A 23,207-nucleotide genomic window follows, 5' to 3' on the forward strand; every position below is an offset into this window, starting at 1 on the left:
GAGAAATCAACAATCAGCCATTTAACAATTTAGCAATTCAGAGATATGAATAATGCCTATATCGTAGCCGGATTTCGTAGCGCCGTTGGCAAAGCCCCGCGTGGCGTTTTCCGCTTCACCAGACCCGATGACCTGGCCGCTGACGTTATCAAGCACCTGCTGGCTTCTGTGCCTGCCTTAGACCCGGAGCGTGTGGATGACCTGATCGTGGGTAACGCGGTACCGGAAGCAGAGCAAGGCCTTCAGATCGGTCGTATGATCTCGCTGCTGGCCTTGCCAATGTCGGTGTCAGGTATGACGGTAAACCGTTACTGCGGCTCCGGCCTCGAAACCATTGCCATTGCCTGTAACAGAATCACCGCAGGTATGGCCGACTGTATCATTGCCGGTGGTACCGAGTCGATGTCGATGGTACCGACTGTTGGCTGGAAAACGGTACCTAACTATAAAATTGCCAAAACTAACCCGGAGTGGTACCTGAGCATGGGACTTACCGCCGAGGCAGTTGCCCAAGATTATAGCGTATCGCGTGAGGATCAGGATGAGTTTGCCTATAACTCACACCAGAAAGCAATCAACGCCATCCAGAATGGCTACTTCAAAGACCAGATCGTACCGATAACGGTAGAGGAAACCTACGTGGACGAGAGTGGCAAAAAGAAAACCCGCACCTACGTAGTAGATACCGACGAAGGTCCGCGTGCCGATACTTCCATAGAAAAGCTGGCAAAATTGAAGCCGGTATTTGCAGCCAACGGTACGGTAACGGCCGGTAACTCTTCCCAGACATCAGACGGTGCTGCTTTTGTTGTGGTGATGAGCGAGCGCATGGTAAAAGAGCTGAACCTGGAGCCGATTGCCCGATTGGTAGCCTACGGCACCGGTGGTGTAGACCCACGCATCATGGGTATGGGCCCGATTGCCGCTGTGCCGAAGGCGCTGAAAATGGCAGGCTTGTCACTCAACGACATCGACCTGATCGAAATGAACGAGGCTTTCGCGGCACAGTCTATCGCGGTTATGCGCCACCTTGACTTTGATCCTGCTAAACTGAACGTGAGCGGCGGTGCTATTGCTTTAGGGCACCCGCTGGGTTGCTCCGGTGCGAAGCTAAGCGTGCAGCAGTTCAGCGAACTGCGCCGCCTCGGCAAGAAGTATGGCATCGTAACAGCCTGCGTTGGCGGTGGTCAAGGTGTGGCAAGTGTCTACGAGCTATTGAAATAGCGAACCTAAACTGTATCTAAAATCTTAAAACATACTATTCCCATGGAAACTCAAAATAAGACCGCAACCATCAAAGGGGGGGAGTTCCTGATCAAGGAAACAAATCCGCAGGACGTATTTATACCTGCTGAGTTCTCGGAAGAGCAACGCATGATGGCCCAGACCTGTCTGGACTTTGTACGTGAGGAGGTAAATCCGCTGCTCGACCGCCTCGACAACCACGAGGAAGGGCTGATGGAAGGCCTGATGAAAAGGGCTGGTGAACTGGGACTGTTTGCAGTGTCAATGCCGGAGCAGTACGGTGGACTGAACATGGACTTCAATACCTCGCTGCTGGTAACTGAGTCAGTAGGTGGTGGCCACTCGTTTCCGGTAGCTTTTGCGGCACATACAGGTATCGGTATGCTGCCAATTTTATACTTCGGTACAGAAGAGCAAAAGCAGAAATACCTGCCAAAGCTAACTTCCGGAGAATGGGCTGCAGCTTACTGCCTCACCGAGCCTGGTTCCGGCTCCGACGCCTTGGCTGCTAAGACCAAAGCGGTGCTGAATGCAGAAGGAACGCACTACATCCTCAACGGCCAGAAAATGTGGATTACCAACGCTGGATTTGCGGATGTGTTTATCGTGTTTGCGCAGGTAGACGGCGACAAATTCACTGGCTTTATCGTGGAGCGCGATTATCCGGGACTAAGCCTTGGCAACGAGGAGCACAAAATGGGTATCAAAGGCTCTTCTACCCGCCAGGTGTTCTTCTCCGATTGCCAGGTGCCAAAAGAGAACGTGCTGGGCGAAATTGGCAAAGGCCATTTAATCGCTTTTAACATCCTGAACATCGGTCGTATTAAATTGTGTGCGGCTACGCTGGGAGCTGCTAAAAAGGTGATCGACCTGTCGGTGAAGTATGCCAACGAGCGCCACCAGTTCAAGCTGCCAATTTCTAAATTTGGTGCTATCCGTCACAAACTGGCAGAGCAGGCCATCCGCATTTATGCCGTAGAGTCGGCGCTGTACCGTTGTGGAATGGACATTTACCGCAAAGAGCAGGAGTTGCTGGCAGCAGGTAAAGGCGAAAACGAAGCCATGCTGGGTGCCGCCCGCGAGTTTGCCGTAGAGTGCGCCATACTTAAAGTGGAAGGTTCTGAGGTACTCGACTACGTGGTAGACGAAGGCGTTCAGATCTACGGAGGCTACGGCTTCTCGGCAGATTACCCAATGGACCGTGCGTACCGCGACTCCCGCATTAACCGCATTTTCGAAGGTACCAACGAGATCAACCGCATGCTGACCGTGGACATGATCCTGAAGAAAGCCATGAACGGCGAACTCGACCTGATGGGACCGGCGCAGGCGGTGCAGCAGGAGTTAATGGCAATTCCGGATTTCGGCTCAGAGGAAGAAGGCCTGTTTGCTGCCGAGCACAAGGCGATTCGTAACCTGAAGAAAGCCATCCTGATGGTAGCGGGCACAGCGGTGCAGAAATATATGGCTTCGCTGGCTAAAGAGCAGGAGATCCTGATGAACATCGCTGACATGGCCATCAAAACCTACGTGGCAGAATCAACGCTGCTGCGCGTGGAAAAACTGGTAGGAATGCGCGGCGAAGAGGCCGTTGCCAACCAGATCGACATGGTGCGCGTGGTGGTGAACGATGCTACAGATATTGCCTTCAAAGCAGGTAAAGAAGCGATTGCAGCCATGGCAGAAGGCGACGAGCAGCGCCTGTTGTTCATGGGCCTGAAGCGCTTTACTAAAAAAGATCTGTACAATACCAAAGAGGCTCGCCGCCGCATAGCAACTGCTATGATCGAGGCAAATGAGTTCGTTTATTAATTTCTGACAATTCGACCATACTTGGAAAGGCTGTCTCTGCAGGAGATAGCCTTTTTTTAGTACAACTCAGGTGTGGCTCTTGGAGTATATTAGCCATACCTATTTATTCGCACTATATATTTTGTACTATATATTGCTTATACTTACTTATTTTACCGTAATCAATCAGCAGAATCTCGTATGCTTATTAAAGAGCAGGAATAACCGGAGGGTATGAAGGCAACATGTATAATACCTTGCTATAACGAAGGGGAGCGCATTGCGCAGGTTTTAGAAGTTATTACCAAAGTAAGAGGTATAACGCAGATCGTTTGCGTAGATGATGGCTCTACTGATGGGACCGCTGACTACATCGAAACCTACTGGCCTGAGGTTCAGCTTGTGCGCATGCCGTACAACCAGGGTAAGGCTGCAGCAATCGGTCATGGGGTAAAAGCCGTCGAAAATGAGCTCGTGTTGCTGATGGATGCCGACCTGCAGGAGCTGAAGCGCGAAGAGATAGAGCACGCCATCGATTCTTTCAGACTACATCCGGCAATCGACATGATCATACTTCGGCGCATCAACTCTCCGTGGTTTGTGCGCTGGTACCGCAGCGATATCCTGCTATCAGGCGAGCGGCTGCTGCGGAAGTCAGATCTGGAGCAGGTAATGCAGTCGAAAATGAAGCGCTACCAGTTAGAAGTAGCCATCAACCGCTACATGCTGAAAAACAAAAAAATAGTACGCTGGATGCCGTGGTCTGCCATGAACACCTATAAAGTAGACAAGCTTGGCATTCTAGACGGCTCTAAAAAGGAGTTCAAGATGTATGTGGAGATCGTATCGTTTGTGGGCTTTACGCACATGATGGTGCAGCTCGCCTCCTTTACCAAACGGCTCCACTATAAACCAGAAAGCGCGGCTTACAGGCCACGCTCTCTCAAAAGTCTTGAGTTGTAAGTACAAGGTTTACTTCAGGGCAAGGCGTACCAGTTGCAGGCTGTTTGCCTTCTTGGATGGGCGCACCACTGTTACCATGCTTTTAGGGCTCAGCCATGCAGTGAAGTCCTTTACATAAGCGATATTCTTGTCGTTCACCACATTCAGGCCAATGGCTTTAGGGGCTTCGGCTTTGCCATCGCTGGTGTTTATGCGGCGCAAGTATAAATCATACTTGCCGTTCAGCTCTTCCAGCGTCAACAGGTTCAGGGTGTTCTCATTCAGGTTATATTTGTAGGAAATGCCGGAAAATGCCTCGTCAGCCGGTGCTTTCTGGTGCTTCATCAGCACAGAGTTCCAGGAGGTGCCCATATACTCGTTGTAAGCGAACAGGTGCAGTTCGCGGGCAAAGTATGGGGAGTTCTCTCCGCCTTCCAGATACTTCTTCTCGGCTATCACCACCAGTTTCTTCTCCGGGGTAAGTATAAGGTCTGACAGGTAGATGTCTTCCAGGCGGGCTGGTTTGGTGCCGTTGCTTTTATCCAGGGCATTTACGCTGGCCAGGTAGTCTGGCGTGAACAAAAACTCTTCGGCAAACACCATGTCCTTGGCTTCAAAGTCGAACTTAACTGTTTTGAGGCTGTGGTACTGGCCTGTCTTTTCGTCTGCAGTCAGCACTGCCCCATAAAGTTCGCCGTTTGGCATCAGGGTGTTCTTGCTGTCCATGATGTATACTTTCTTGCCGTTAAAAATACCACCCACCAGCACCGACATTACCTGTGCCTGCTGGTCTTTCAGGTTGTACTGGCGAACGGTTAGCCTGTTCATGTTGTCGGAGATCAGGCTGATGTACTGCTCACCTGCGTTGCTTAGCTGCACATCCGCAGAAAGTATTCCTTTCACATCGCTCAGATTGTAGTTAGTGTCTTTAAGCTTGGTCAGGTTGCCATCGTACAGAGCGCCGCTGATGGTGCGTAGCTGCTTTCCTGCATCCGTCTGGTAGCGATAGGCCAGCAGCTTAGAACCGTCGGCAGAGGCGGCTACACCGGCTCTGCGCGCTTTGGATGGGGCTTCCAGTAAAAGGGCAGGCTCCTTTACTGCTCCGGTTTTAAGATCGATGCGGTGGCCGTACAGTTGCTGCGAACCCTGTCCGTTGTCGCGGTGGGTAACTACAATAGCTGCCTCGGGGCTGGCTACGAACTTCTCCAGCGTTTCTTTCCCTGTCAGTGGAATGGTGGCACTCCAGGCTTTTTTAAGATCAGCGCTATACTTTACCACCGCATATTCGTTGTCTGCCAGGCGGCTGAGTATGATAAACTCATTGTCGCTGAGCTGAATGCTTTTCTGGGTAATACGCTGGTTGTAACGGTCATCCGAGTTATCCGGCAGGTACGTGAAGGGCACAGTGGCCTTCGTTTTTGACTGCGCCTGTGCAGCGCCGATGTTCCATAGCAGGGTTGCCAGCAGAAGAGGCAGGAAGTATAATTTTCTCACGAGTAAAGTTAGTTTGTTTTAATAACTGAAATGGTACAATATAACCGCAATTTAAAGTATAAATTGTAAGGTTGGTTGTTCTTTTTCAGACAAATATATAGCACAGAATGTAATGCTGTTTCTCTTAGGTCTTGTAATTGATGCAGACGGTTTAGGCCTGTCATTCTAACTCTGATATATAAAAATATACATAACGAGGTGTAAAATTTCTACATACGGTTTTATGACTTATTAAACAGAGAATCAGGAGGTTGGCGTAAAAGCCTAGTGCTGCCGTAACTTGTGCCTTTAGCAGGGAGTACACCTAAGCGGAGATTGTAAGGGAGGATATTGTTATTATGAAATTTTTACTCAAGATTTTTGTTTTCATGGCCATCATTTTAATCAGCAAGTTTTATAAAGAGGAACCTGCAAAAGAAGCCATACCGGAAACAACCCACCAACAAAATGCTGCGCTTGTACATTACCTGCACCAGACAGATAGTACCACCACCGCTACCGCCCAACAGGGCGTGAAGGAGGAAGAGAAGCTAAGTGAAGTATACAACTAATCCAGAGTCAGGAAAACTGTGTAGATGCTTTAGCTGATGCGGCTCCAGTTGATGGTATTGGCACTCAGCGACTGGATGTGACGGCGGATGTTCTGGTTTTCCGGTTTTTCGAGCTGCGCATCCGCTTCCAGTACGCGCTGTGCCGCAGCCCGCGCTTCCTGAAGTATAGGTGCGTCTTTAGAAAGATCTGCGATCAGTAGGTCCAGCACACCGCTTTGCTGCGTACCCATCAGGTCTCCCGGTCCGCGGAGTTTCAGGTCGATATCAGCAATCTCGAAGCCGTTGTTGGTGCGCACCATGGTTTCGAGCCTTGTTTTACTGTCTTTGCTCAGCTTGTAGCCAGTCATTAGGATACAGTAGCTTTGCTCGGCGCCTCGGCCTACGCGCCCACGCAACTGGTGCAGCTGCGACAAACCAAACCGTTCAGCACTTTCAATAATCATCACGGAAGCGTTCGGCACGTTCACGCCTACTTCGATTACGGTGGTAGCAACCATGATCTGCGTCTCGTTCTTGACGAAACGCTGCATTTCGTAATCCTTATCCTGAGGCTTCAGCTTGCCGTGCACCATACTTACCTGGTACTCCGGGAAAGCCCTCCGTATACTTTCGTAGCCATCTGTCAGGTCCTTGTAATCCATACCTTCCGATTCCTCGATGAGCGGGTATACGATGTATACCTGGCGGCCCAGTTTGATCTGATCGCGCACGAACTGGAACACGCGCAGGCGGTGGCTGTCGAAACGATGTACCGTCACGATCTCTTTACGGCCTGCTGGCATCTCATCTATCACCGACACATCCAGATCTCCATAAAGCGTCATGGCCAGCGTGCGGGGGATAGGTGTGGCCGTCATTACGAGCACATGCGGGATGACACGCGGGTTCTTGCGCCATAGTTTGGAGCGCTGCTCTACACCGAAGCGGTGCTGCTCGTCCACAATGCAAAGGCCCAGGTTCTGAAACTGCACCACATCTTCGAGCAAGGCATGCGTACCCACGATCATTTTCATCTCACCGGAGCGCAACTGCTCGTGCAGTTCCTTCCGGTCCTTTGTCTTGGTAGAGCCGGTAAGCTTGCCAATATTTATACCTAAGCGATCCGCAAAAGCCTTCAGACCTACATAATGCTGATCTGCCAGAATTTCGGTAGGAGCCATCAGCACCGATTGCGCCCCGTTGTCGGCCGCGATCAGCATGGTGATGAAGGCCACAATGGTTTTGCCCGAACCCACATCGCCCTGCAGCAGACGGTTCATCTGTTTGCCGGCCGTCAGGTCTTTATGAATCTCCTTGATAACCCGCTTCTGCGCGCCTGTAAGGTCGAAGGTCATGTGGTTTTTGTAGAACTCCGTTACCGTTGGCACCTGCTTAAACACCTGGCCTGCCAGGTCGGCACGGCGTACCGTTTTCTGGCGCAGCAGGCGCAGCTGTATGTAAAAAAGCTCCTCAAACTTCAGCCGGAACTTGGCAGCATTATACTTCTCAACCGACTCCGGAAAGTGAATGTTGATCAGCGCATCGCGCTTGTTCATCAGGCGGTAATGGTCGATCAGCTCCGGCGAAAGCGTTTCGTGTATGTTTGGCGCGGCCACTTTGATCAGCATTTCCATCATTTTCATAATGGTTTTGCTCTCGATGCGGTGCGCCTTCAGTTTCTCGGTGGTATGGTAAACCGGCTGCAGGAAGGCGTTGGTCTGTTTTACCTCACTTAGCTCTTCCAGCTCCGGGTGCGCCATGCTGAACTTGCCGTTGAACTCGGTAGGCTTGCCGAACACAATGTACTCGGTGTGGTTCTTTACCGATTTTTCCATCCACTTCACTCCTTTAAACCATACCAGTTCCATTTCACCGGTTTCGTCTATGAGTCTTGCCGCCAGGCGCTGTTTCCGTCCTTCTCCTAAAAGTTCTTTGCCTTTGATGGTACCCTTCACCTGCACGTAAGGCAGCGACTCGTCCATCTCAGCTATTTTGTAAAACTGCGTGCGGTCGAGGTAGCGGAAAGGGTAGTGCTGGATCAGATCGCCGTAGGTATAGATGTTAAGCTCCTTCTGCAGCAGCTCGGCACGCTGCGGCCCTACCCCTTTCAGGAATTCTATTTTGGTATGGAAGAAGTTGCTCACGCCTTTGGCGAATTAAGAATTAGTGCAAATATGCCTTTTAAAGTATAAGTGGCCGCTGAAGCTGATGTTAAACAACTTGTTTATCGGGCAAAGTATACTTGAAGCACGCTTTACAAGATACAAAAATAAGCAAAAGCCCCGACAGGTGTAAATGCTGCCGGGGCTTTATACTTGGTTTCTTTGGAGTTGTTGGTGAAAAACACCAACCACGGCGGGAAGGTCACCTGGAATATACTTTGCTAGCACTCTTCTGTAAAAACAAAAAGACCTGAGGCTTTACCTGCAGGTCTTTTGTCCTTTGTCAAAATGTCTTTTGTTCAGAGACTACTTTTTATCCTTCCACTTCAGCGTGTTCAGCAGGTGGATGATGTCCTTCTTTACATACTCGATTACCGGTGCCAGCGAATCGTTCTGGGTAGCGGTTTTAAAGTATAAAGCGCCCCGAAAGAAATGCGTGGTGGTGTCCGTTACATAAAACTGGAACTGGCTGGGTACTTCGCCTTCCAATTCAAAAACAGAAGCTACATCGCCTTGTGGTGTTTTTATTTCGGCTTCTTCAATAGAATAAGCTTTTACCTGGTGCCGCCCTGTCAGCTTGCGTGCGTCTTCCACCAGGTCGTTGAAGACCTTCGGATTGTTGTTGATCGCTTTATAGGTCAGTTGCACGTTGGCGCCCAGCGTAGGATAGATAATGGTGATCCAATCCGGCTGCGCGATCAGCGATGAGTCCGGACGTACTTTGGCGTACTTGGAGTACTCAAACGTGTACGGATGCTCTTCCTGTAGTGGTTGGTAGGCCGGCGTGGGCAGGTCTATCCGGTTATATCCTTTTGGTTTCGGCGTGTATTCAGCTCCGCATGCGGCCATGGCTGCTGCCATTCCCAGCCATAAGAACGCTTTCAGACCGGTTATGCTTTTGATACTGCTCTTTTTTGTCTGCAACATTAATTTTAACTCGTTTTACACGCTTGCTGTCCGCCGACTCGATCGTGAAGTAGTATTGTTCATAAGTTATACTTTCGCCTACGCGCGGAATCCGGGAGAAAAGTGCCAGCATCAGTCCGGCTACCGTTTCGTTCTCTCCTTTCACCTCGTTAAAAGCATCGAAAGGTACCTCTGTTATTTTGCAGAAGTCATGCAGCGAGGTTTTCCCGTCAAAGATAAAAGTATTTTCATCGAGTTGTGAATAGATAATATCGTCATCGTCATCAAACTCGTCGTTGATCTCGCCTACGATCTCTTCCACAATGTCTTCGAGCGTTAGCAAACCTGTTGTGCCTCCGTATTCATTCACTACAATGGCCATGTGCACGTGCTTTTCCTTGAATTCCTGGAAAAGGTCAGCTATACGCTTGGTTTCCGGAACAAAGAAGGGCGCACGCACCAGCTTCTGCCATTCAAAGCCCGGACCTTCATCCAGATACGGCAACAGGTCCTTGATGTAGAGAATGCCTTCTATCCGGTCGGTGCTTTCTGTATACACCGGCACGCGCGAATAACCCCATTTCACAATTTCAGGTAATAGTTCGGGCAGTGTAGATTTCGTGTTGAAAGCAACAACATCGACACGTGGCCGCATGATCTGCCTTACCGTAATGGAGCCGAAGTTTACAATGCCGCGCAGGATTTTACGCTCTTCCGGCGATGTCCCCTCGTTGGTAAGCGCTGCATCCAGGCTCTGTTGCAGTTCTTCGATGGTATGGCTATAAGCTCGGGTAGGAAAGCGCCTTTCCATAAAAACACTGATCGATTGCAACAGCCACGACAAAGGGCTAACCATTACCTGCAGCACAGGCAGAAGCGGAGCCGTACGGCGTGCTATCAGCACGCGGCGCTTGTGGGCGTATACTTTAGGCAACACCTCGCCAAAGAAAACAATAAAGAAGGTTGCTACCAGCATGCAGGCAACAAGGGGCCACACCGGCAGTGTCGTGCTGCCGAAAAGTTTCCAGGCTACATAGGCAAACAGCGTGATGATTGCGACGTTAATACCGTTGTTGAGGATGAGCAGGTTTGTGAGCAACTGGCGCGGGTTCTGTAAAAGCGTAAAAATGGTCTGATCGGTACGCTTGTTACTTTCCCTGCATTTTTCTAAATCTTCGTCGGTGAGCGAGAAAAAAGCTGCCTCTGCCCCCGAAGCGAGGGCAGAGAGCAGTAATAGTAGGAAGCAGGCAGTAATCGCTGCTAAGTATTCGATCCTGAGTAATGCTGTTGTGTCATGAAACAGCTGAAGCAAACTATAACTCAGGGGGTCTCCGGAATCTATACTTTCCAAAATGTATTACTTAAGTTGAAAATAGTTAGAACGGCAAGTCGTCTGGCTCGTCGTTCTGGAAGGCAGAAGATGCGCCTTTGCCAGCAGTTGCTGTGTTGCCTCCGCCACTGTAGCCGCCTGCCGAAGCAGATTGCTCCTGGTAGTTGCCACTAGTGCTGCCACCTTCGCCTTTACTGCCCAGCATGGTCATCTGGTCAGCTACAATTTCGGTGCTGTAGCGCTGGTTGCCTTCCTTGTCCTGGTACTGGCTAGTTCTGATCTTTCCTTCAATAAAGACAGACTGACCTTTTCTGAGGTATTTCTCGGCTACTTCAGCCAGGCCTCTCCAGAGCACAATGTTATGCCACTCTGTTTTCTCCTGTCGCTGTCCGTTTTTGTCTTTGAAGGTTTCAGAGGTTGCGAGCGGGAAACGGGCTACGGCTACACCGCCCTCTAAATGACGTACTTCAGGGTCTTTGCCCAGATTTCCGATAAGGATTACTTTGTTTACACTTGCCATGTCTTTTTGTCTTTAATATTACGTTTACTTGTGCTACTCCAACAACCTAGTTGGAGGCAATTATGGCTTACTGAACTACTATAATGCAGCTGCTGCTATAATAGTTCAGTCTATAAATTTAATAAAATATTATTATCTTTCAAATAGTTACTGATAAGAACTGGCTTCGGTAATGCATCTATTTTTTCGCTGTCGAAAAGCGTAAGCCGGGCTTCCTGAACTATCTCCTGTTTTAAGCGCGAACCAAGCTTTACATAGTAGAATTTGGCTGTGATTTTCTGATGGCTGAGCGTATGTTTATACTCTTTATGAGGCAGTTTTACCTGCTCCGGTGCTACATTAATGCCTGCCTCACGCAACTCGGTAAGTAGTGCCTCGGGGTTCAGTTGCTTATCCTCGCTTTCGTACAGGAAAAAATCGTAAAGGCCCTGCCATATATCCCCTGCCAAACGCTTGCGCAGGTAATACTGCCCCTGCCACTCAAATACAAGGTAGTGAAAATAGCGCAGCCTATGTGCTTTGGCTTTCGATTTTACCGGAAGTTCCTGCACCATGCCGTGGTTAAAGGCAAAGCAGGCCTGCTGCAGCGGGCAAAACAAACAGTCCGGCATAAGCGGCGTGCATTGGATGGCCCCGAACTCCATAATAGCCTGGTTGAAGGTATCCGGATGGTCAGCGGGTACCAACGTATCAGCCAGTTTCTGAAAGATCTTGCGGGAGGCCGGCGCAGCAATGTCATCCGTAACACCAAATACCCGGGCCAGCACCCGGAAAACATTGCCATCCAGCACGGCTACCTGTTCTCTGAAGGCAAAAGAGGCGATCGCAGCAGCTGTATAACTTCCTATGCCACGCAATTTTAGCAGTTCCTGGTAGGTATCGGGGAAATTGCCTCCGTATTCGTCTACTATTTGCCGGGCGGTATGGTGCATGTTGCGCGCCCGGGAGTAATAACCCAGTCCCTGCCACAGCCGCAGCACTTCATCTTCCGGGGCGGCAGCAAGGTCTTGCACGGTTGGGTAAGCGTCTGTAAACTTCAGGTAATAGGGTAGCCCTTGTGCAACGCGCGTTTGCTGCAGGATCACTTCTGATAGCCATATATAATAAGGGTTTCGGGTGTCGCGCCAGGGGAGTGCCCGCTTGTGTTGTCCATACCAGCGGATGAGCGTGTTTGCAAATAGTTGACTATCTATACTTTCCATTAGAAGTGCCGCCAGTTTTTTCTTCGGCATGTGAAACACACAAAGGTAAAGTTTTGTTTTGAATAGCACCTGCAGCCGGGTGAACGGAAAAAAACAGCATGTTAAAAATATAAAAGTTGTAACAGCGTTAAGAGGGCGGAACACATGGCATAAGTCTTGCAGGTGCAAAGTGCCGGAGGAGAAAATGCAGCTTTAGGCTTCTAATAATTTAGTGCTAAAGCTTTTACTTATCGAAAAGTAAATCTACCTTTGTGCCCCGAAAATGACGGAATGAGGTAACGGCCTGTTCTTCAAAGACTAGTAAATTATCAAATTATTTTAAATTATAAAATCTAAGAAAGTGACTAAAGCAGAAGTAATATCAGAGATTGCTGATAAAACAGGGATTGATAAAGCTGATGTTCAATCTACGATTGAGGCTTTTTTCAAAGTAGTGAAAGACTCAATGGCTGATGGTAACAACATCTATGTGAGAGGTTTTGGTAGCTTTGTGAATAAGAAGCGTGCAAAGAAAGTTGCCCGTAATATTTCAAAGAATACTTCTATCATCATCGACGAGCACTTTATACCTAGCTTTAAGCCGTCTAAAACGTTTATTCAGAAGATTAAGAACAGCAAAAAGATCAAAGAGTTAGCTACTGTTTAATTTTTTGTATCTTTGCTGCGCGGAAATTGTTATTGATTCATAAACAACTACTTAAGCAAAAGGAATGTCACGAAACCAGATACTGATTGTAGTTGCGGCTATCGCACTGGCTGCCGTGATCTTCTTTTTGCCTAAAGTGGTTGTAAATGAAGGAGATAAAGAAAGCTTTGCCAAAGGCGAAACAGCAACTGCTGCGTCTGAAGGACACTCGGAAGATGACGGGCATGGGCATGGTGCTGAGCCTGCCGCCGGTGCAACTGCCACCGCTGCTGCTGGTGCCGGAGATGCACACATGACGGCAACACCGGAGCAGCTGATGGCGCTGACCACCGCTCGTGCCAAGTATGACAAAGCAACTGACGAGCAGACGCGCACACGTCTGGCCGGAGAACTTGCTGCTGCTTATGCTTCTGCGAGTAAATTTGACAGTGCCGGCTACTATTACGAAATGGCTGCTAATGCCCGACCAGGCGAAAAGAGCTATAAGAAAGCCGGTGACCAGTACTTTGAAGCGTTTACATATGCGGCAACGCAGGAGCGTGCAAGCGAGCTGGGCGCCAAAGCGCGTAATATGTACGAGCAGGTGCTGAAGAATAACCCTTCTGACCTGGACTCCAAGACCAACATCGCGATGACGTATATTGCAACGGAGAACCCGATGCAGGGCATTACGTTGCTGCGCGAGGTGATCTCGGCAGACCCGAACAACGAAAAAGCATTGTTCAACCTGGGTGTGCTTTCTATGCAGTCTAACCAGTACGACAAAGCTGAAGAGCGTTTCCGCCATCTTGTATCGGTTAACCCGAAGCATGTGGAAGGAACATTCTATTTAGCCGTTGCGCTGGCGCAGACAGGTAAGAAAGAAGAGGCGGTGGCAACCTTCAACAAGGTAAAGCAACTGAGCAAAGATCCGGCCCTTAACGCCTCGGTTGACGAGGAACTGGCCAAATTAAAGTAGAACCAAAGAAATCATTCATAAAATAAAAACTTCAAGACTATGCCTTGCGGAAAGAAAAGAAAAAGACATAAGATCGCTACACACAAGAGAAAGAAGCGCCTGAGAAAAAACAGACATAAGAAGAAGTAATTTCTTCTAAAAGCTTTGGGGCCCACTTTGCTTAGGCAATGTGGGCTTTGGTCTATACATCTAAGTAATCTTTTGAGAAAACATTGAGTAACGAATTAATCATCAATTCTACTCAAGATGGAGATCGCATCGCGCTATTACAGGACAAAAGATTAGTTGAATATCACTTCGAAAGAAAAGACACAAATTACATTGTCGGTGATATTTTTCTGGGTACTGTAAAAAAAGTGATGCCAGGCCTGAATGCTGCTTTTATTGATATTGGTTACCAGAAAGATGCGTTCCTGCATTACCATGACCTGGGAGCCAACATCAGGACCCTTAACAAATTTGTTAAGATCGCGCAGACTCAGAAGAACGCTTCACCAAAACTTAACCAGTTAAAATTTGAGCCTGAGATAGACAAGCTCGGCAAAATAGCTGATGTTGTAAAAAAAGGACAGCAGCTTTTAGTCCAGATTGTAAAAGAACCTATTTCTACCAAAGGCCCCCGCTTATCCTGCGAGATATCGCTGGCCGGTCGTTACCTGGTACTCGTGCCGTTTTCAAATACGGTAAGTGTTTCCAAGAAGATCGTCAGCAAAGAAGAACGCACACGTCTCAAGCGCCTGATCACTTCGATCAAGCCGGAGGGATTTGGCGTTATCATCAGGACGGTGGCAGAAGGGCGTGAAGTAGCAGAACTCGACAGAGACCTGCGCAACATGCTTACTAACTGGGAAGAAGGTTTTAAAGCGTTGAGAACGGCAAAGCCCAATGATAAGATCATAGGAGAGATTGGTCGTACTTCTTCCATTTTGAGGGATTTGCTAAACGAAAGTTTTGACAACATAGTAGTGGACGATAACCAGCTCTATGATGAGATCAAAACATACATCGGCAGTATTGCTCCGGATAAACTAAGAATCCTGAAGCATTATACCGGCAAAACCAAAACCTTTGAACACTTTCATATCGAGAAACAGCTAAAGGCTGCTTTCGGAAAAACAGTAACTATACCAGGAGGCGGATATCTGGTAATAGAGCACACCGAAGCACTGCATGTGGTTGATGTGAACAGTGGCAACAAATCCAATACCGAAACCGATCAGGAGGCGACGGCACTGAACGTAAATATAATGGCTGCCCGTGAGGTAGCGCGTCAGCTTCGCCTTCGGGATATAGGTGGTATCATAGTAGTAGATTTCATCGATATGAAATCGCCGGAAAACCGCCAGAAGGTCTATGAGGTCTTCAAAGAGGAACTGAAAAAAGACCGTTCGAAGTCAACGGTTCTCCCGATCTCTAAATTCGGCCTGATGCAAATAACGCGTCAGCGTGTAAGGCCAGAACAAAACATAGTTACCGGCGAAGTTTGCCCAACCTGTGGCGGAACCGGGAAAATAACGGCCAGTATACTGGTTACTGACGAAATTGACGAAGCGGTAGACGACCTGCTGACGAGCCACAACCACAAGAGCCTGCAGTTGTACGTTCACCCGTTTGTGTATTCCTACTACACCAAAGGAATCATCAACAGGCAAATGAAGTGGTTCTTCAAGTACTTCAGGTGGGTTACCCTGGTGAAAGATACGTCGCTTGGCATCACAGACTTCAAAGTGATGGATGAGCGGGGTGAAGAAATTGAATTACGTTCTGTAGCTGCAGAAATAAATGTAGAACAGGACAAAGAAGAAGAATAAACAACTATAACAAAAAAGCCGGCCCGAGTTATCGGGCCGGCTTTTTTGTTGCCTGTCGCAGAGGTGCTAGAATTTTACACCCACATCGATCGATACGCCGTTGTTCTTTACAGCGATGTTCTTATCGCCGAGTCTTTTCTTGTAGTAATCGTCGATGTTGGTCAGGCCGCGGTGATACGTTATGCCACCGAAGATTTTTGTGCTCTGGCCCAGCAGCATTTCGGCACCCGTTCCGATCAGGGCGTCTGTCTCGAAGATGTTAAAGCGCTTGGAAGTGCGCTCGCCATCAATAACCTTCTTGTCGTTTACCTTTGCCGAAACTTTCGTGTTCAGGGAGCCACCCACCTGGAAATACATCACGACATCCGGAGCTACCTCATTGGTAAATAGCTTCAGCGATACCGGTAGCTCAAGGTATTGCACATCAATATCATCTTTACCGGAAATGCTGGAACCATCTTCAGAAGTATAGTTATACTGTATTTCGCTGCCTTTGCTGCGGTACATCAGGCCTGTGCTGAAAGCATAGTTCTGAGAGAAAAAATAATCGGCTACCACGCCAACGCCAAAGCGCAGTTTATTGCTTTCCTTTTCGAGGTTATACTTGTCTTCGGCAATAAAACGGTTGCTGGCAATGGTTGGCGATATCATGGCGCCAATTTCTACCTGTGCCATCGCAGAGAGGCCGAAGCCTAAAAACAGAACTAATAGTGAAAGTTTCTTCATTTGTGTGTTTTAATTGAAGCGTTTGGTACCTAATACGACGGAACCCTTTATTTTTGTACAAAAATATCAGGCAATGTATTACAGAATCTTAATACTCGCAACTCTTCTGCTAGTTTTTGGCTGCAATAAAAAGAAGGACTGCGAGCTACCTTCAGAAATCGCTGACATACCTGTAGAGGTTAAAATTGAACGACTGGAGAAGCCGTTTTTTAATGTTTCTTCTAAAGAGGATGTAGCTAGATTCCTGAAAGAGAACCCACTGTTTGCTGAGCGATTCTTCCAGGGCAGTCGCATCAACTCCGACTCTGCCTTGATCAATTCTTTGTATGGATTGGCTACAAACAAGGAGCTGAAAAAGCTGGAAGGAGAAGCCGAAAAGAAGTTTGAAGACATGAAGCCGGAGCAGGAAAAACTCGAAACGGCTTTCAAGGTGATCAAGTACTACTACCCGCAATTTCAGGTGCCCGAAGTGAAAACGTTTGTGTCCGGCCTCAGCCGCGATCTGCTCGTGTCGGACAGCCTTATGGTGTTTGGCATTGACTTTTTCATTGGAAAAGACGCCAGCTACCGACCGGATGTGTACGACTATATCCTGGATCGTTACGAGCGGACGAGTATGGTGCCTGCTGCTATGCTGTTGTTATCGAACAGGTTCAACAAAACCAATTTTCTGGAGCGCAGCCTTTTGGCCGAAATGATCAGCTCAGGTAAGGCATACTACTTTGTACAGACAGTAATGCCCTGCACCCCTGACTCAACTATCATCGGTTACAGCAAGCAGCAAATAGCCGATGTGCAGCATAACGAAGGGAAAATATGGGCGCACTTTATAGAGAAGAGCCTGTTGTATGAGAAGAGCCCTTTTAAAGTGAACAAGTACATAGGCGAGCGTCCAAACACACCGGAGATAGACCCGACAGCTCCCGGCCGCCTGGGTACCTGGGTGGGCTGGCAGATCGTGCGAAAGTATATGGAGCGCAACCCGGAGGTGACACTACCACAACTGATGGCTGAGACTGACTTTCAGAAGATCTTCAACGAGTCGAAGTACAAGCCGCAGAAAAAGTAGGCAGCAGTGCCTCGAGAGCTACACCAGCATGCAGATAACCGTTTTTAACCAGCATCACCACAGCCCCGATAGCCCGGCTACCTGCAGGCACTATACTTTTCTGGAGGCGCTGGCAAAACGGCATGAGGTAAGTCTGGTTACGAGTAGTGCCTGGCGTCATCTCAAGATAACGGACAAGTATAGTTGGGTACCGGACGGCGTGAAGCTGCATGAGCAGGATGTGCCTTACAACAACAAGATGGGTGTTGCCCGCAGGGTGTTGTCTTTTAGCGGTTATGCTGGCTACAGCTTTTACAAAGGGCTAAGCCTGCCAAAACCGGATGTGATCTGGGCTGTATCTACACCACTCTCCACGCCCTGGATAGCGGATAAAATAGCGCTGCTACGGAATGTGCCCTGGGTGTTTGAGGTGCAGGACCTGTGGCCTTCTTTCCCGATTGCGATGGGTGCTGTAAAGAGCAAATGGGTGCAGCGGCAGCTTTATCAGCAGGAGAAGTACCTCTACCAAAGCGCCAGCCACATCATCACGCTCTCGCCGGATATGACGGAATACGTCGCCGGCCTGGGCATCTCCAGAGAAAAGATCTCAACAAACCTGAACGGCACCGACCTGGAACTGGCAGGGCAGGTAACAGAAGAATCGATGGAGCTGTTGCGGCACAAGTATAACCTGGCAGGAAAGCAGGTAGTGCTCTACGCCGGCACCTATGGCCGTGCCAACGACATACCCACGCTGCTCAAGGCTGCTGCTGAATTGGCTACAGAGCAGCACATGCAGTTTGTATTTACCGGCGGCGGATACTACGAGCCCCAGGTGCAGGAGGTGGCCCGCAAGTATGGCAACATTACCATGCTGCCGCCTTTGCCACGGCATCAAATATTTTCACTCTTCAAGCTGGCTGACCTTTCTATTGTTTCCTTTAACGATCTGCCCGTGCTGGCTACCAACTCCCCAGCCAAGTTCTACGATAGCCTGGCCAGCGGCACACCCGTTATCGTTACCAACCCCGGCTGGACCAAAACTTTTGTGGAGAAGTATAACTGCGGCTGGTATGCCCCGGCAGAGCAACCCTCTCTACTTGCCGCAACCATAAAGCAAGCCCTCGCTGACTCTGAAAGCTTAAAAGCTGCCGGCGCACGCGGAGCAAGTATAGCCGCAGCCCAATTTGACAGGCAAAAGCTTGCCTTGCAGGTTGAGGAGGTACTAACCAAGGTAGTACAGGCGAAGAAAGAGCTATACTTGCAGTAATTGAAGTATAACTTCTCTTTACTAATTTGGCTAAAGTATAGCCTCAGGTATACTTCGATCTGGCTAATGCTCCTTCAAATTTATTTACTACACACGCTCTGCTAATCGTTCTTCTCAGGTTTGGCACACCCTTTGGTAATAGGTTATTAGCTAACTATAGATTCTGATCTAAACATTTAGCTGACCACCCTTAAATAAAAAAGAAGATGAAGAAGATTGTTGTTATGCTGACCCTGGGCCTGCTGGTTACAGGAAGTTCTTTTGCTCAGAATACTACTGCTCAGGAAAATAAGCCACGCACAGAACACAGAGGACATAGAGGTGACAAAGCCCGTAAGTCTCCTGAAGAGATGGCAACCCGCCGTACCGAGAAAATGGTGCAAACGCTTAACCTGAACAAATCGCAGCAAAGGAAACTACAAGCTCTAAACCTGAAGCGTGCCCAGGAAATGCAGGCGATGCATGCCAAGCGCGGAGAAGCTACAAGCCGCCAAAGTATGCGCAGTGAAAAGAAAGCCAGCAAGGCACGCTACGAAGCTGAACTAAAAGACATCCTGAACAAGAAGCAGTACGCAAAGTATGAGGCGCAACGCGAAGAGATGAGAGCCAGGCAAGAGCAAAAGCACGAACACCGCAAAGGTATGAGAGGTGAAAGACACCAGAGAAGTTAAGTATACTTTAAAGTAAAAAGGGAGGCTGATTGGCCTCCTTTTTACTTTCATGGTGATGAAATGAAGATATCTAGCAGGAATGAATTAATTCCTCTCAAGCCACTTCTTCCAATCCAGAGCTACTTTATCCCATCCGAAATCTTCATAGTTGACTTTGCCGTTCTCATCAAACCCGAAGAAATTATGCTCCCGCCCAACATAAGGCATGAAGGTGAAGTTCTTCTTTTTAGCTCGTATCGCCTCTATATGAAAGTAATCGTAGAAAGGCGCAGCAATATCTTTTGTACCGTAAGACACCATAACAGGCATCTTTAATTTTTGTAAAGCAGCCACCGGAGGTTTGGAGAAGCTATAAAGCGACTTAAAGGTGATTTCGCCTTTGACTTCATTGTTGGCTGGGTCCTCTACTACTTCCTTCCAGAACGTTAGCTGTCTTTTCACTGCTGTTCCTGCTGTATCGTCGCGCTGCCTTATCTGTGAAACTATAGTCGCCATTCTGCCAAAAGGGTTTGTGCTGGCAAAAATAAGATGAGTAATATCTTTAGAAACTTGTGCAAGCTTGGCAGCGATTGCTGCTCCTTCAGAGTGTCCTGCAACAACAATTTTTTTATCGCATACCCAAGGTTGTTTTACCAAGTACTTAACGACGGCTTTGTTCCTGTATGTATAATAGTCTAAATTATCACGGAGTACATAATTTTCAGGAAACGTACCTGAATGTACTTCTACATAAGACATATTCGGTCTTAAGCTACTTTCTTCCCTTATTACTGGGATAAATGGTTTACTAACTATAGCCAGGTGATAGTCGTCCAGAAGTAAGTCGGCATCGAACGGGAAAATCTTATACGGTTCTCCGTTTTCTTTCAGGATGATCAATGGGGTTGGCAATGAACCTTGGATGAAAAGAAAGATTGGTTTTACTTGCTGCTCTTCCCCTTTTTTCGACATCACCAGAATATCAACTGTATCCTGCTTGTAACGTGTCTGTAAATGCCGATAACCGAACTCTTCAGGTTTCTTTATTTGAGCTTTGGTAGGTAAGTACAAAAGCAACGGCAGGAGCAGAAGTAATAAGTGTTTCATCTTTTATGTATGACCAAGGAAGATAAGGGACAGATTTAATAGGGTATCGACAATATAATAATTCAGATGTAAATACTGGCAAAGTATAAAAGCCTGCCGCAACCACAGTTACAGCAGGCTTTTATACTTTATCTGTCTAATCCACCCAGCTTGTTCTCCGGATCATCCGGGATGTTGGGAAAGTTTTTCTGGAAAAAGGCGCAGAAGTGGGTGAGGGGGCATTCTTCACACTTCGGGCGGCGCGCTATGCAGATATAGCGGCCATGCAATATAAGCCAGTGGTGGGCTTTGGCAATAAGTTCCTCTGGCAGGTTCGCTACCAACTCCTTCTCTACCTCCAGCGGGGTTTTCGCTTTCTTGTCTACCAGCCCCAGGCGCTTGCTTACCCGGAACACGTGCGTATCCACGGCCATGGCCGGCTGGTTCCAGATAACGGACACAATCACGTTAGCAGTTTTGCGACCAACGCCCGGTAACTTCACCAGTTCCTCCACGGTGCTGGGAACCTCCGAGTTAAACTGCTCCACCAGCATCCGGCCCAAACCCGCCAGGTGCTTTGCCTTGTTGTTGGGGTACGATATACTTTTAATGTAAGTAAAGATTTCTTCGGGAGTAGCGGCGGCCAGGTGCTCCGGAGTTGGGTAAGCCTCGAACAGGGCAGGCGTTACCATGTTCACGCGCTTATCGGTGCACTGCGCGCTCAGCACAACAGCAAGTATGAGTTCGTACGGGTTGGAGTAAGCCAGTTCGGTTTCAGGCTCCGGAAAGTTCTGGGTGAAGTACTCGATCAGGTGCCTGTAGCGTTCTTTTTTGCGCATAAAAAAAGTTTGCAGTCTTTACGACTGCAAACTTAAGCTTTTTGAATAATTCAGGATGTTATTTATCGTACTCTCACGAGGGCTTTTGGTCGCCCCATTCAGAAGATGTTGGATCTGCAGGAGTTCAGAGCAGCTTTCTGCCAGCTCGTTATCGTGCATTAGGGCCGTTTCCAGCTGTTTGCAGGCATCTTCTGCCAACTCATCATATACATACTGGATCAGCTCATTGTGAGTAGAGGTTTTTATCATAAGCGACGTTGTTTTTCAGCATCTTTTTCCTCAGGTTGATCAGCGCATAGCGCATACGCCCCAAGGCGGTGTTGATGCTCACCCCTGTAGCCTCAGCTATCTCCTGGAAGCTCATGTCGGCAAAATGCCGCATCATCAATACTTCCCGCTGCGACTGTGGCAGCGTCTGGATCAGCTCACGCAGACGGGTGTGTGTATCCTCTTTTATCTGCTGCGACTCAGCCGAGTCTTCTGCAAATGAAAGCGTGTTGAACACATTGCTGCCGTCTTCAAGGGTGATCATCGGGCTGCGTTTCTCTTTCCGGAAAAAGTCGATCGCCAGGTTATGAGCGATACGGCAGATCCAGGAGGAGAACTTGCCTTCTTCGTTATAGCGTCCGCCCTTCATGGTATGGATGGCCTTGATAAAGGTGTCCTGCAGAAGATCTTCAGCTGTATACGAATCTTTGACGATCAATAAGATGGTCGTGTATACTTTGTTCTTGTGTCTGTTTACTAGCTGTTCGAACGCATTTTCATTACCTGCGATGTAAAGCGTCACCAATGCGGAGTCGCTTAACTGGGTAGTTGTATTCATCTTAAAGCTACATTAGTTTAACGTAGAGCTTTATATCATATTGTTGCGTTTAGCTATTTTGAACAAAATTTTCAGAAAGGTAAAATCAAATATATGTAATGCATTTTGGTTGTGCAACAACTGGCACAACAGCCTGCCAAAAAAATGACTGCTCCTGCAAACCAATCTTACAGGTTAGCTGCCCTTAGGTTTATCGGGTACTCTCCTATATACGAGGGCAAAGTATAATTGATTGTGCAAATAATTTAATTTAGTTTTCCACATATATAAAAACCCTGTTATTGAGGCAATTAGGCTGCTTTTTATTTCTTATCAACAAGTTATGCACATGGGTGCCTTCAACGAATAGCCTGTATCGGCTACTTTTCAGCCAAAGGCAGAGTTTTTTTGTAAAGGATGGCGGCTGGGTTGCCAAACTATACTTGAGCAGGAGATTTGCGGAGCGAAAAAATAAAAAAGCAGGCTTAATTTTTTAAGCCTGCTTCTAAAATTAAGGTAGGTAGAACTATAACACCTCTTCTTTTCCAATCACACTCAGGAAACCCATCTTCATCTGGAAGATCTGTGCGATGCTGAGCGCTTTCTGCTTTATCTCTGTGGCTTTCGTTCCTTCAAACAGGCGGTCTACTGTTTCTGTGAAAAGCTGTATCCAGCGCTGAAAATGTTTCTGTTCGATGGGCAGGCGCAAGTGCTTCGGGAACGGCTGGCCTTTGTATGCCATGGTGCCGAAAAGTACCGAGCTCCAGAAGTTATACATGATGGGCAGGTGGTGCTCCCAGTTTACATGGGCAAAATCGTTGAACACCGGCGAAAGCAGCTCGTCTTTGTTCACTGTATCATAAAAGGTGTCTACCAGTAACTTTATATCTGCTTCGTTGGCAATGTCTTTCTTCATCGTAGCTCCTCTACTTTATCAGTAACATCTTAAAATCAGTAACAGCCTCCAGCGCATGGGGCACATCAGCCGGAATGCGGTATACCTGCCCCGCTCTCAGGCGCTGCACAACATCATCCATGCTAAAGTCGCACTCGCCTTCCAGCGCAACCAGCAGCACATCGTGGCTGGTTTTATGCTCTTTTAGCTGCTGGCCTCTGCTGAAAGCAAAAAGTATAGCCTTTTGCTTATCCAGTTCAAAAATCACCTTGCTCTGGAACTTCTCAGGGCTATAGCTGATCTGGCGGGCCAGCTCCGGCATTCCAAATGGTGTGCTTTCTTCCATGGTTG

Annotated in this window: 23 protein-coding genes; 10 read left to right on the top strand and 13 right to left on the bottom strand. The window is 48.2% G+C overall.

What is annotated here, in order from left to right:
- Nucleotides 1-45: 45 nt before the first annotated feature.
- The 3 genes from MJ611_RS19490 (at nucleotide 46) to MJ611_RS19500 (ending at nucleotide 3,999) form a co-directional block, all read left to right on the top strand.
- Nucleotides 46-1,224, top strand: a complete 1,179-nt coding sequence (locus MJ611_RS19490) for a thiolase family protein (protein ID WP_250432127.1) — start codon at nucleotides 46-48, stop codon at nucleotides 1,222-1,224.
- Nucleotides 1,225-1,266: 42 nt separating this feature from the next.
- The gene (locus tag MJ611_RS19495; protein WP_250432128.1) at nucleotides 1,267-3,057 is read left to right on the top strand and encodes an acyl-CoA dehydrogenase family protein; all 1,791 of its coding nucleotides are present in this window, start codon (nucleotides 1,267-1,269) and stop codon (nucleotides 3,055-3,057) included.
- 213 nt (nucleotides 3,058-3,270) lie between these two features.
- Nucleotides 3,271-3,999: a glycosyltransferase family 2 protein gene (locus tag MJ611_RS19500; protein ID WP_250432129.1), complete on the top strand. Its 729-nt coding sequence runs from the start codon at nucleotides 3,271-3,273 to the stop codon at nucleotides 3,997-3,999.
- Between the two features lie 9 nt (nucleotides 4,000-4,008).
- Here MJ611_RS19500 and MJ611_RS19505 read toward each other — a convergent pair whose 3' ends face one another.
- On the bottom strand, nucleotides 4,009-5,472 hold the full coding sequence (locus tag MJ611_RS19505) for a hypothetical protein (RefSeq protein ID WP_250432130.1): 1,464 nt from the start codon (nucleotides 5,470-5,472) through the stop codon (nucleotides 4,009-4,011).
- Between the two features lie 368 nt (nucleotides 5,473-5,840).
- On the opposite strand from MJ611_RS19505, the gene MJ611_RS19510 reads away from it, so the two are divergent.
- Nucleotides 5,841-6,023: a hypothetical protein gene (locus MJ611_RS19510; RefSeq protein WP_250432131.1), complete on the top strand. Its 183-nt coding sequence runs from the start codon at nucleotides 5,841-5,843 to the stop codon at nucleotides 6,021-6,023.
- A gap of 29 nt (nucleotides 6,024-6,052) precedes the next feature.
- Here MJ611_RS19510 and recG read toward each other — a convergent pair whose 3' ends face one another.
- The 5 genes from recG to mutY all read right to left on the bottom strand — a co-directional run bounded on the left by recG (nucleotide 6,053) and on the right by mutY (nucleotide 12,152).
- Nucleotides 6,053-8,146, bottom strand: coding sequence for an ATP-dependent DNA helicase RecG (gene recG / locus MJ611_RS19515; protein WP_250432132.1), 2,094 nt, complete (start codon nucleotides 8,144-8,146; stop codon nucleotides 6,053-6,055).
- A gap of 324 nt (nucleotides 8,147-8,470) precedes the next feature.
- Entirely contained in the window at nucleotides 8,471-9,013 is a 543-nt protein-coding gene (gene gldD / locus MJ611_RS19520; RefSeq protein ID WP_250432133.1) for a gliding motility lipoprotein GldD, read from the bottom strand.
- Nucleotides 8,994-10,421, bottom strand: coding sequence for a gliding motility-associated protein GldE (gene gldE, locus MJ611_RS19525; protein WP_250432134.1), 1,428 nt, complete (start codon nucleotides 10,419-10,421; stop codon nucleotides 8,994-8,996). Before gldE ends, gldD begins: the two co-directional genes overlap by 20 nt.
- A 25-nt stretch (nucleotides 10,422-10,446) precedes the next feature.
- Nucleotides 10,447-10,920: a single-stranded DNA-binding protein gene (locus MJ611_RS19530; RefSeq protein ID WP_250432135.1), complete on the bottom strand. Its 474-nt coding sequence runs from the start codon at nucleotides 10,918-10,920 to the stop codon at nucleotides 10,447-10,449.
- A gap of 110 nt (nucleotides 10,921-11,030) precedes the next feature.
- On the bottom strand, nucleotides 11,031-12,152 hold the full coding sequence (mutY, locus tag MJ611_RS19535) for an A/G-specific adenine glycosylase (protein ID WP_250432136.1): 1,122 nt from the start codon (nucleotides 12,150-12,152) through the stop codon (nucleotides 11,031-11,033).
- Between the two features lie 295 nt (nucleotides 12,153-12,447).
- On the opposite strand from mutY, the gene MJ611_RS19540 reads away from it, so the two are divergent.
- From MJ611_RS19540 to MJ611_RS19550, 3 genes are all read left to right on the top strand, one after another.
- The gene (locus tag MJ611_RS19540; protein ID WP_317233157.1) at nucleotides 12,448-12,768 is read left to right on the top strand and encodes an HU family DNA-binding protein; all 321 of its coding nucleotides are present in this window, start codon (nucleotides 12,448-12,450) and stop codon (nucleotides 12,766-12,768) included.
- A gap of 64 nt (nucleotides 12,769-12,832) precedes the next feature.
- The gene (locus tag MJ611_RS19545) at nucleotides 12,833-13,726 is read left to right on the top strand and encodes a tetratricopeptide repeat protein (RefSeq protein ID WP_250432138.1); all 894 of its coding nucleotides are present in this window, start codon (nucleotides 12,833-12,835) and stop codon (nucleotides 13,724-13,726) included.
- A gap of 212 nt (nucleotides 13,727-13,938) precedes the next feature.
- Nucleotides 13,939-15,537, top strand: coding sequence for an Rne/Rng family ribonuclease (locus tag MJ611_RS19550; RefSeq protein ID WP_250432139.1), 1,599 nt, complete (start codon nucleotides 13,939-13,941; stop codon nucleotides 15,535-15,537).
- A 66-nt stretch (nucleotides 15,538-15,603) separates the two neighbouring features.
- Here the strand turns inward: MJ611_RS19550 and MJ611_RS19555 are convergent, their stop codons facing one another.
- The gene (locus MJ611_RS19555) at nucleotides 15,604-16,263 is read right to left on the bottom strand and encodes a porin family protein (protein ID WP_250432140.1); all 660 of its coding nucleotides are present in this window, start codon (nucleotides 16,261-16,263) and stop codon (nucleotides 15,604-15,606) included.
- Between the two features lie 73 nt (nucleotides 16,264-16,336).
- Between MJ611_RS19555 and gldB the strand changes: the two genes are divergently transcribed.
- The 3 genes from gldB to MJ611_RS19570 all read left to right on the top strand — a co-directional run bounded on the left by gldB (nucleotide 16,337) and on the right by MJ611_RS19570 (nucleotide 19,252).
- On the top strand, nucleotides 16,337-17,332 hold the full coding sequence (gene gldB, locus MJ611_RS19560; RefSeq protein WP_250432141.1) for a gliding motility lipoprotein GldB: 996 nt from the start codon (nucleotides 16,337-16,339) through the stop codon (nucleotides 17,330-17,332).
- A 28-nt stretch (nucleotides 17,333-17,360) separates the two neighbouring features.
- Nucleotides 17,361-18,581, top strand: a complete 1,221-nt coding sequence (locus tag MJ611_RS19565) for a glycosyltransferase family 4 protein (protein ID WP_250432142.1) — start codon at nucleotides 17,361-17,363, stop codon at nucleotides 18,579-18,581.
- 206 nt (nucleotides 18,582-18,787) lie between these two features.
- Nucleotides 18,788-19,252, top strand: a complete 465-nt coding sequence (locus MJ611_RS19570) for a DUF4890 domain-containing protein (RefSeq protein WP_250432143.1) — start codon at nucleotides 18,788-18,790, stop codon at nucleotides 19,250-19,252.
- 84 nt (nucleotides 19,253-19,336) lie between these two features.
- Here the strand turns inward: MJ611_RS19570 and MJ611_RS19575 are convergent, their stop codons facing one another.
- The 6 genes from MJ611_RS19575 to MJ611_RS19600 all read right to left on the bottom strand — a co-directional run bounded on the left by MJ611_RS19575 (nucleotide 19,337) and on the right by MJ611_RS19600 (nucleotide 23,202).
- Nucleotides 19,337-20,338, bottom strand: coding sequence for an alpha/beta hydrolase family protein (locus MJ611_RS19575; RefSeq protein WP_250432144.1), 1,002 nt, complete (start codon nucleotides 20,336-20,338; stop codon nucleotides 19,337-19,339).
- Between the two features lie 128 nt (nucleotides 20,339-20,466).
- On the bottom strand, nucleotides 20,467-21,156 hold the full coding sequence (nth, locus tag MJ611_RS19580; protein WP_250432145.1) for an endonuclease III: 690 nt from the start codon (nucleotides 21,154-21,156) through the stop codon (nucleotides 20,467-20,469).
- Between the two features lie 18 nt (nucleotides 21,157-21,174).
- Nucleotides 21,175-21,405: a hypothetical protein gene (locus tag MJ611_RS19585; protein WP_250432146.1), complete on the bottom strand. Its 231-nt coding sequence runs from the start codon at nucleotides 21,403-21,405 to the stop codon at nucleotides 21,175-21,177.
- Nucleotides 21,380-21,982, bottom strand: a complete 603-nt coding sequence (locus MJ611_RS19590) for an RNA polymerase sigma factor (protein ID WP_250432147.1) — start codon at nucleotides 21,980-21,982, stop codon at nucleotides 21,380-21,382. Before MJ611_RS19590 ends, MJ611_RS19585 begins: the two co-directional genes overlap by 26 nt.
- A 505-nt stretch (nucleotides 21,983-22,487) precedes the next feature.
- Nucleotides 22,488-22,877, bottom strand: coding sequence for a group III truncated hemoglobin (locus MJ611_RS19595; RefSeq protein WP_250432148.1), 390 nt, complete (start codon nucleotides 22,875-22,877; stop codon nucleotides 22,488-22,490).
- 10 nt (nucleotides 22,878-22,887) lie between these two features.
- Nucleotides 22,888-23,202, bottom strand: coding sequence for a cupin domain-containing protein (locus MJ611_RS19600; RefSeq protein WP_250432149.1), 315 nt, complete (start codon nucleotides 23,200-23,202; stop codon nucleotides 22,888-22,890).
- Between the last annotated feature and the right edge of the window lie 5 nt (nucleotides 23,203-23,207).

The organism is Pontibacter ruber (assembly GCF_023630205.1).
In the GTDB taxonomy this organism is placed as follows: domain Bacteria; phylum Bacteroidota; class Bacteroidia; order Cytophagales; family Hymenobacteraceae; genus Pontibacter; species Pontibacter ruber.

Bases quoted from the DNA above. Each gene is read 5' to 3' on its own strand.
- MJ611_RS19490 (WP_250432127.1), top strand. From the start codon at position 46: ATGAATAATGCCTATATCGTAGCCGGATTTCGTAGCGCCGTTGGCAAA.
- MJ611_RS19495 (WP_250432128.1), top strand. From the start codon at position 1,267: ATGGAAACTCAAAATAAGACCGCAACCATCAAAGGGGGGGAGTTCCTG.
- MJ611_RS19500 (WP_250432129.1), top strand. From the start codon at position 3,271: ATGAAGGCAACATGTATAATACCTTGCTATAACGAAGGGGAGCGCATT.
- MJ611_RS19510 (WP_250432131.1), top strand. From the start codon at position 5,841: ATGGCCATCATTTTAATCAGCAAGTTTTATAAAGAGGAACCTGCAAAA.
- gldD (WP_250432133.1), bottom strand. From the start codon at position 9,013: ATGGCCGCATGCGGAGCTGAATACACGCCGAAACCAAAAGGATATAAC.
- MJ611_RS19530 (WP_250432135.1), bottom strand. From the start codon at position 10,920: ATGGCAAGTGTAAACAAAGTAATCCTTATCGGAAATCTGGGCAAAGAC.
- mutY (WP_250432136.1), bottom strand. From the start codon at position 12,152: ATGCCGAAGAAAAAACTGGCGGCACTTCTAATGGAAAGTATAGATAGT.
- MJ611_RS19545 (WP_250432138.1), top strand. From the start codon at position 12,833: ATGTCACGAAACCAGATACTGATTGTAGTTGCGGCTATCGCACTGGCT.
- MJ611_RS19555 (WP_250432140.1), bottom strand. From the start codon at position 16,263: ATGAAGAAACTTTCACTATTAGTTCTGTTTTTAGGCTTCGGCCTCTCT.
- gldB (WP_250432141.1), top strand. From the start codon at position 16,337: ATGTATTACAGAATCTTAATACTCGCAACTCTTCTGCTAGTTTTTGGC.
- MJ611_RS19565 (WP_250432142.1), top strand. From the start codon at position 17,361: ATGCAGATAACCGTTTTTAACCAGCATCACCACAGCCCCGATAGCCCG.
- MJ611_RS19570 (WP_250432143.1), top strand. From the start codon at position 18,788: ATGAAGAAGATTGTTGTTATGCTGACCCTGGGCCTGCTGGTTACAGGA.
- MJ611_RS19575 (WP_250432144.1), bottom strand. From the start codon at position 20,338: ATGAAACACTTATTACTTCTGCTCCTGCCGTTGCTTTTGTACTTACCT.
- nth (WP_250432145.1), bottom strand. From the start codon at position 21,156: ATGCGCAAAAAAGAACGCTACAGGCACCTGATCGAGTACTTCACCCAG.
- MJ611_RS19585 (WP_250432146.1), bottom strand. From the start codon at position 21,405: ATGATAAAAACCTCTACTCACAATGAGCTGATCCAGTATGTATATGAT.
- MJ611_RS19590 (WP_250432147.1), bottom strand. From the start codon at position 21,982: ATGAATACAACTACCCAGTTAAGCGACTCCGCATTGGTGACGCTTTAC.
- MJ611_RS19595 (WP_250432148.1), bottom strand. From the start codon at position 22,877: ATGAAGAAAGACATTGCCAACGAAGCAGATATAAAGTTACTGGTAGAC.
- MJ611_RS19600 (WP_250432149.1), bottom strand. From the start codon at position 23,202: ATGGAAGAAAGCACACCATTTGGAATGCCGGAGCTGGCCCGCCAGATC.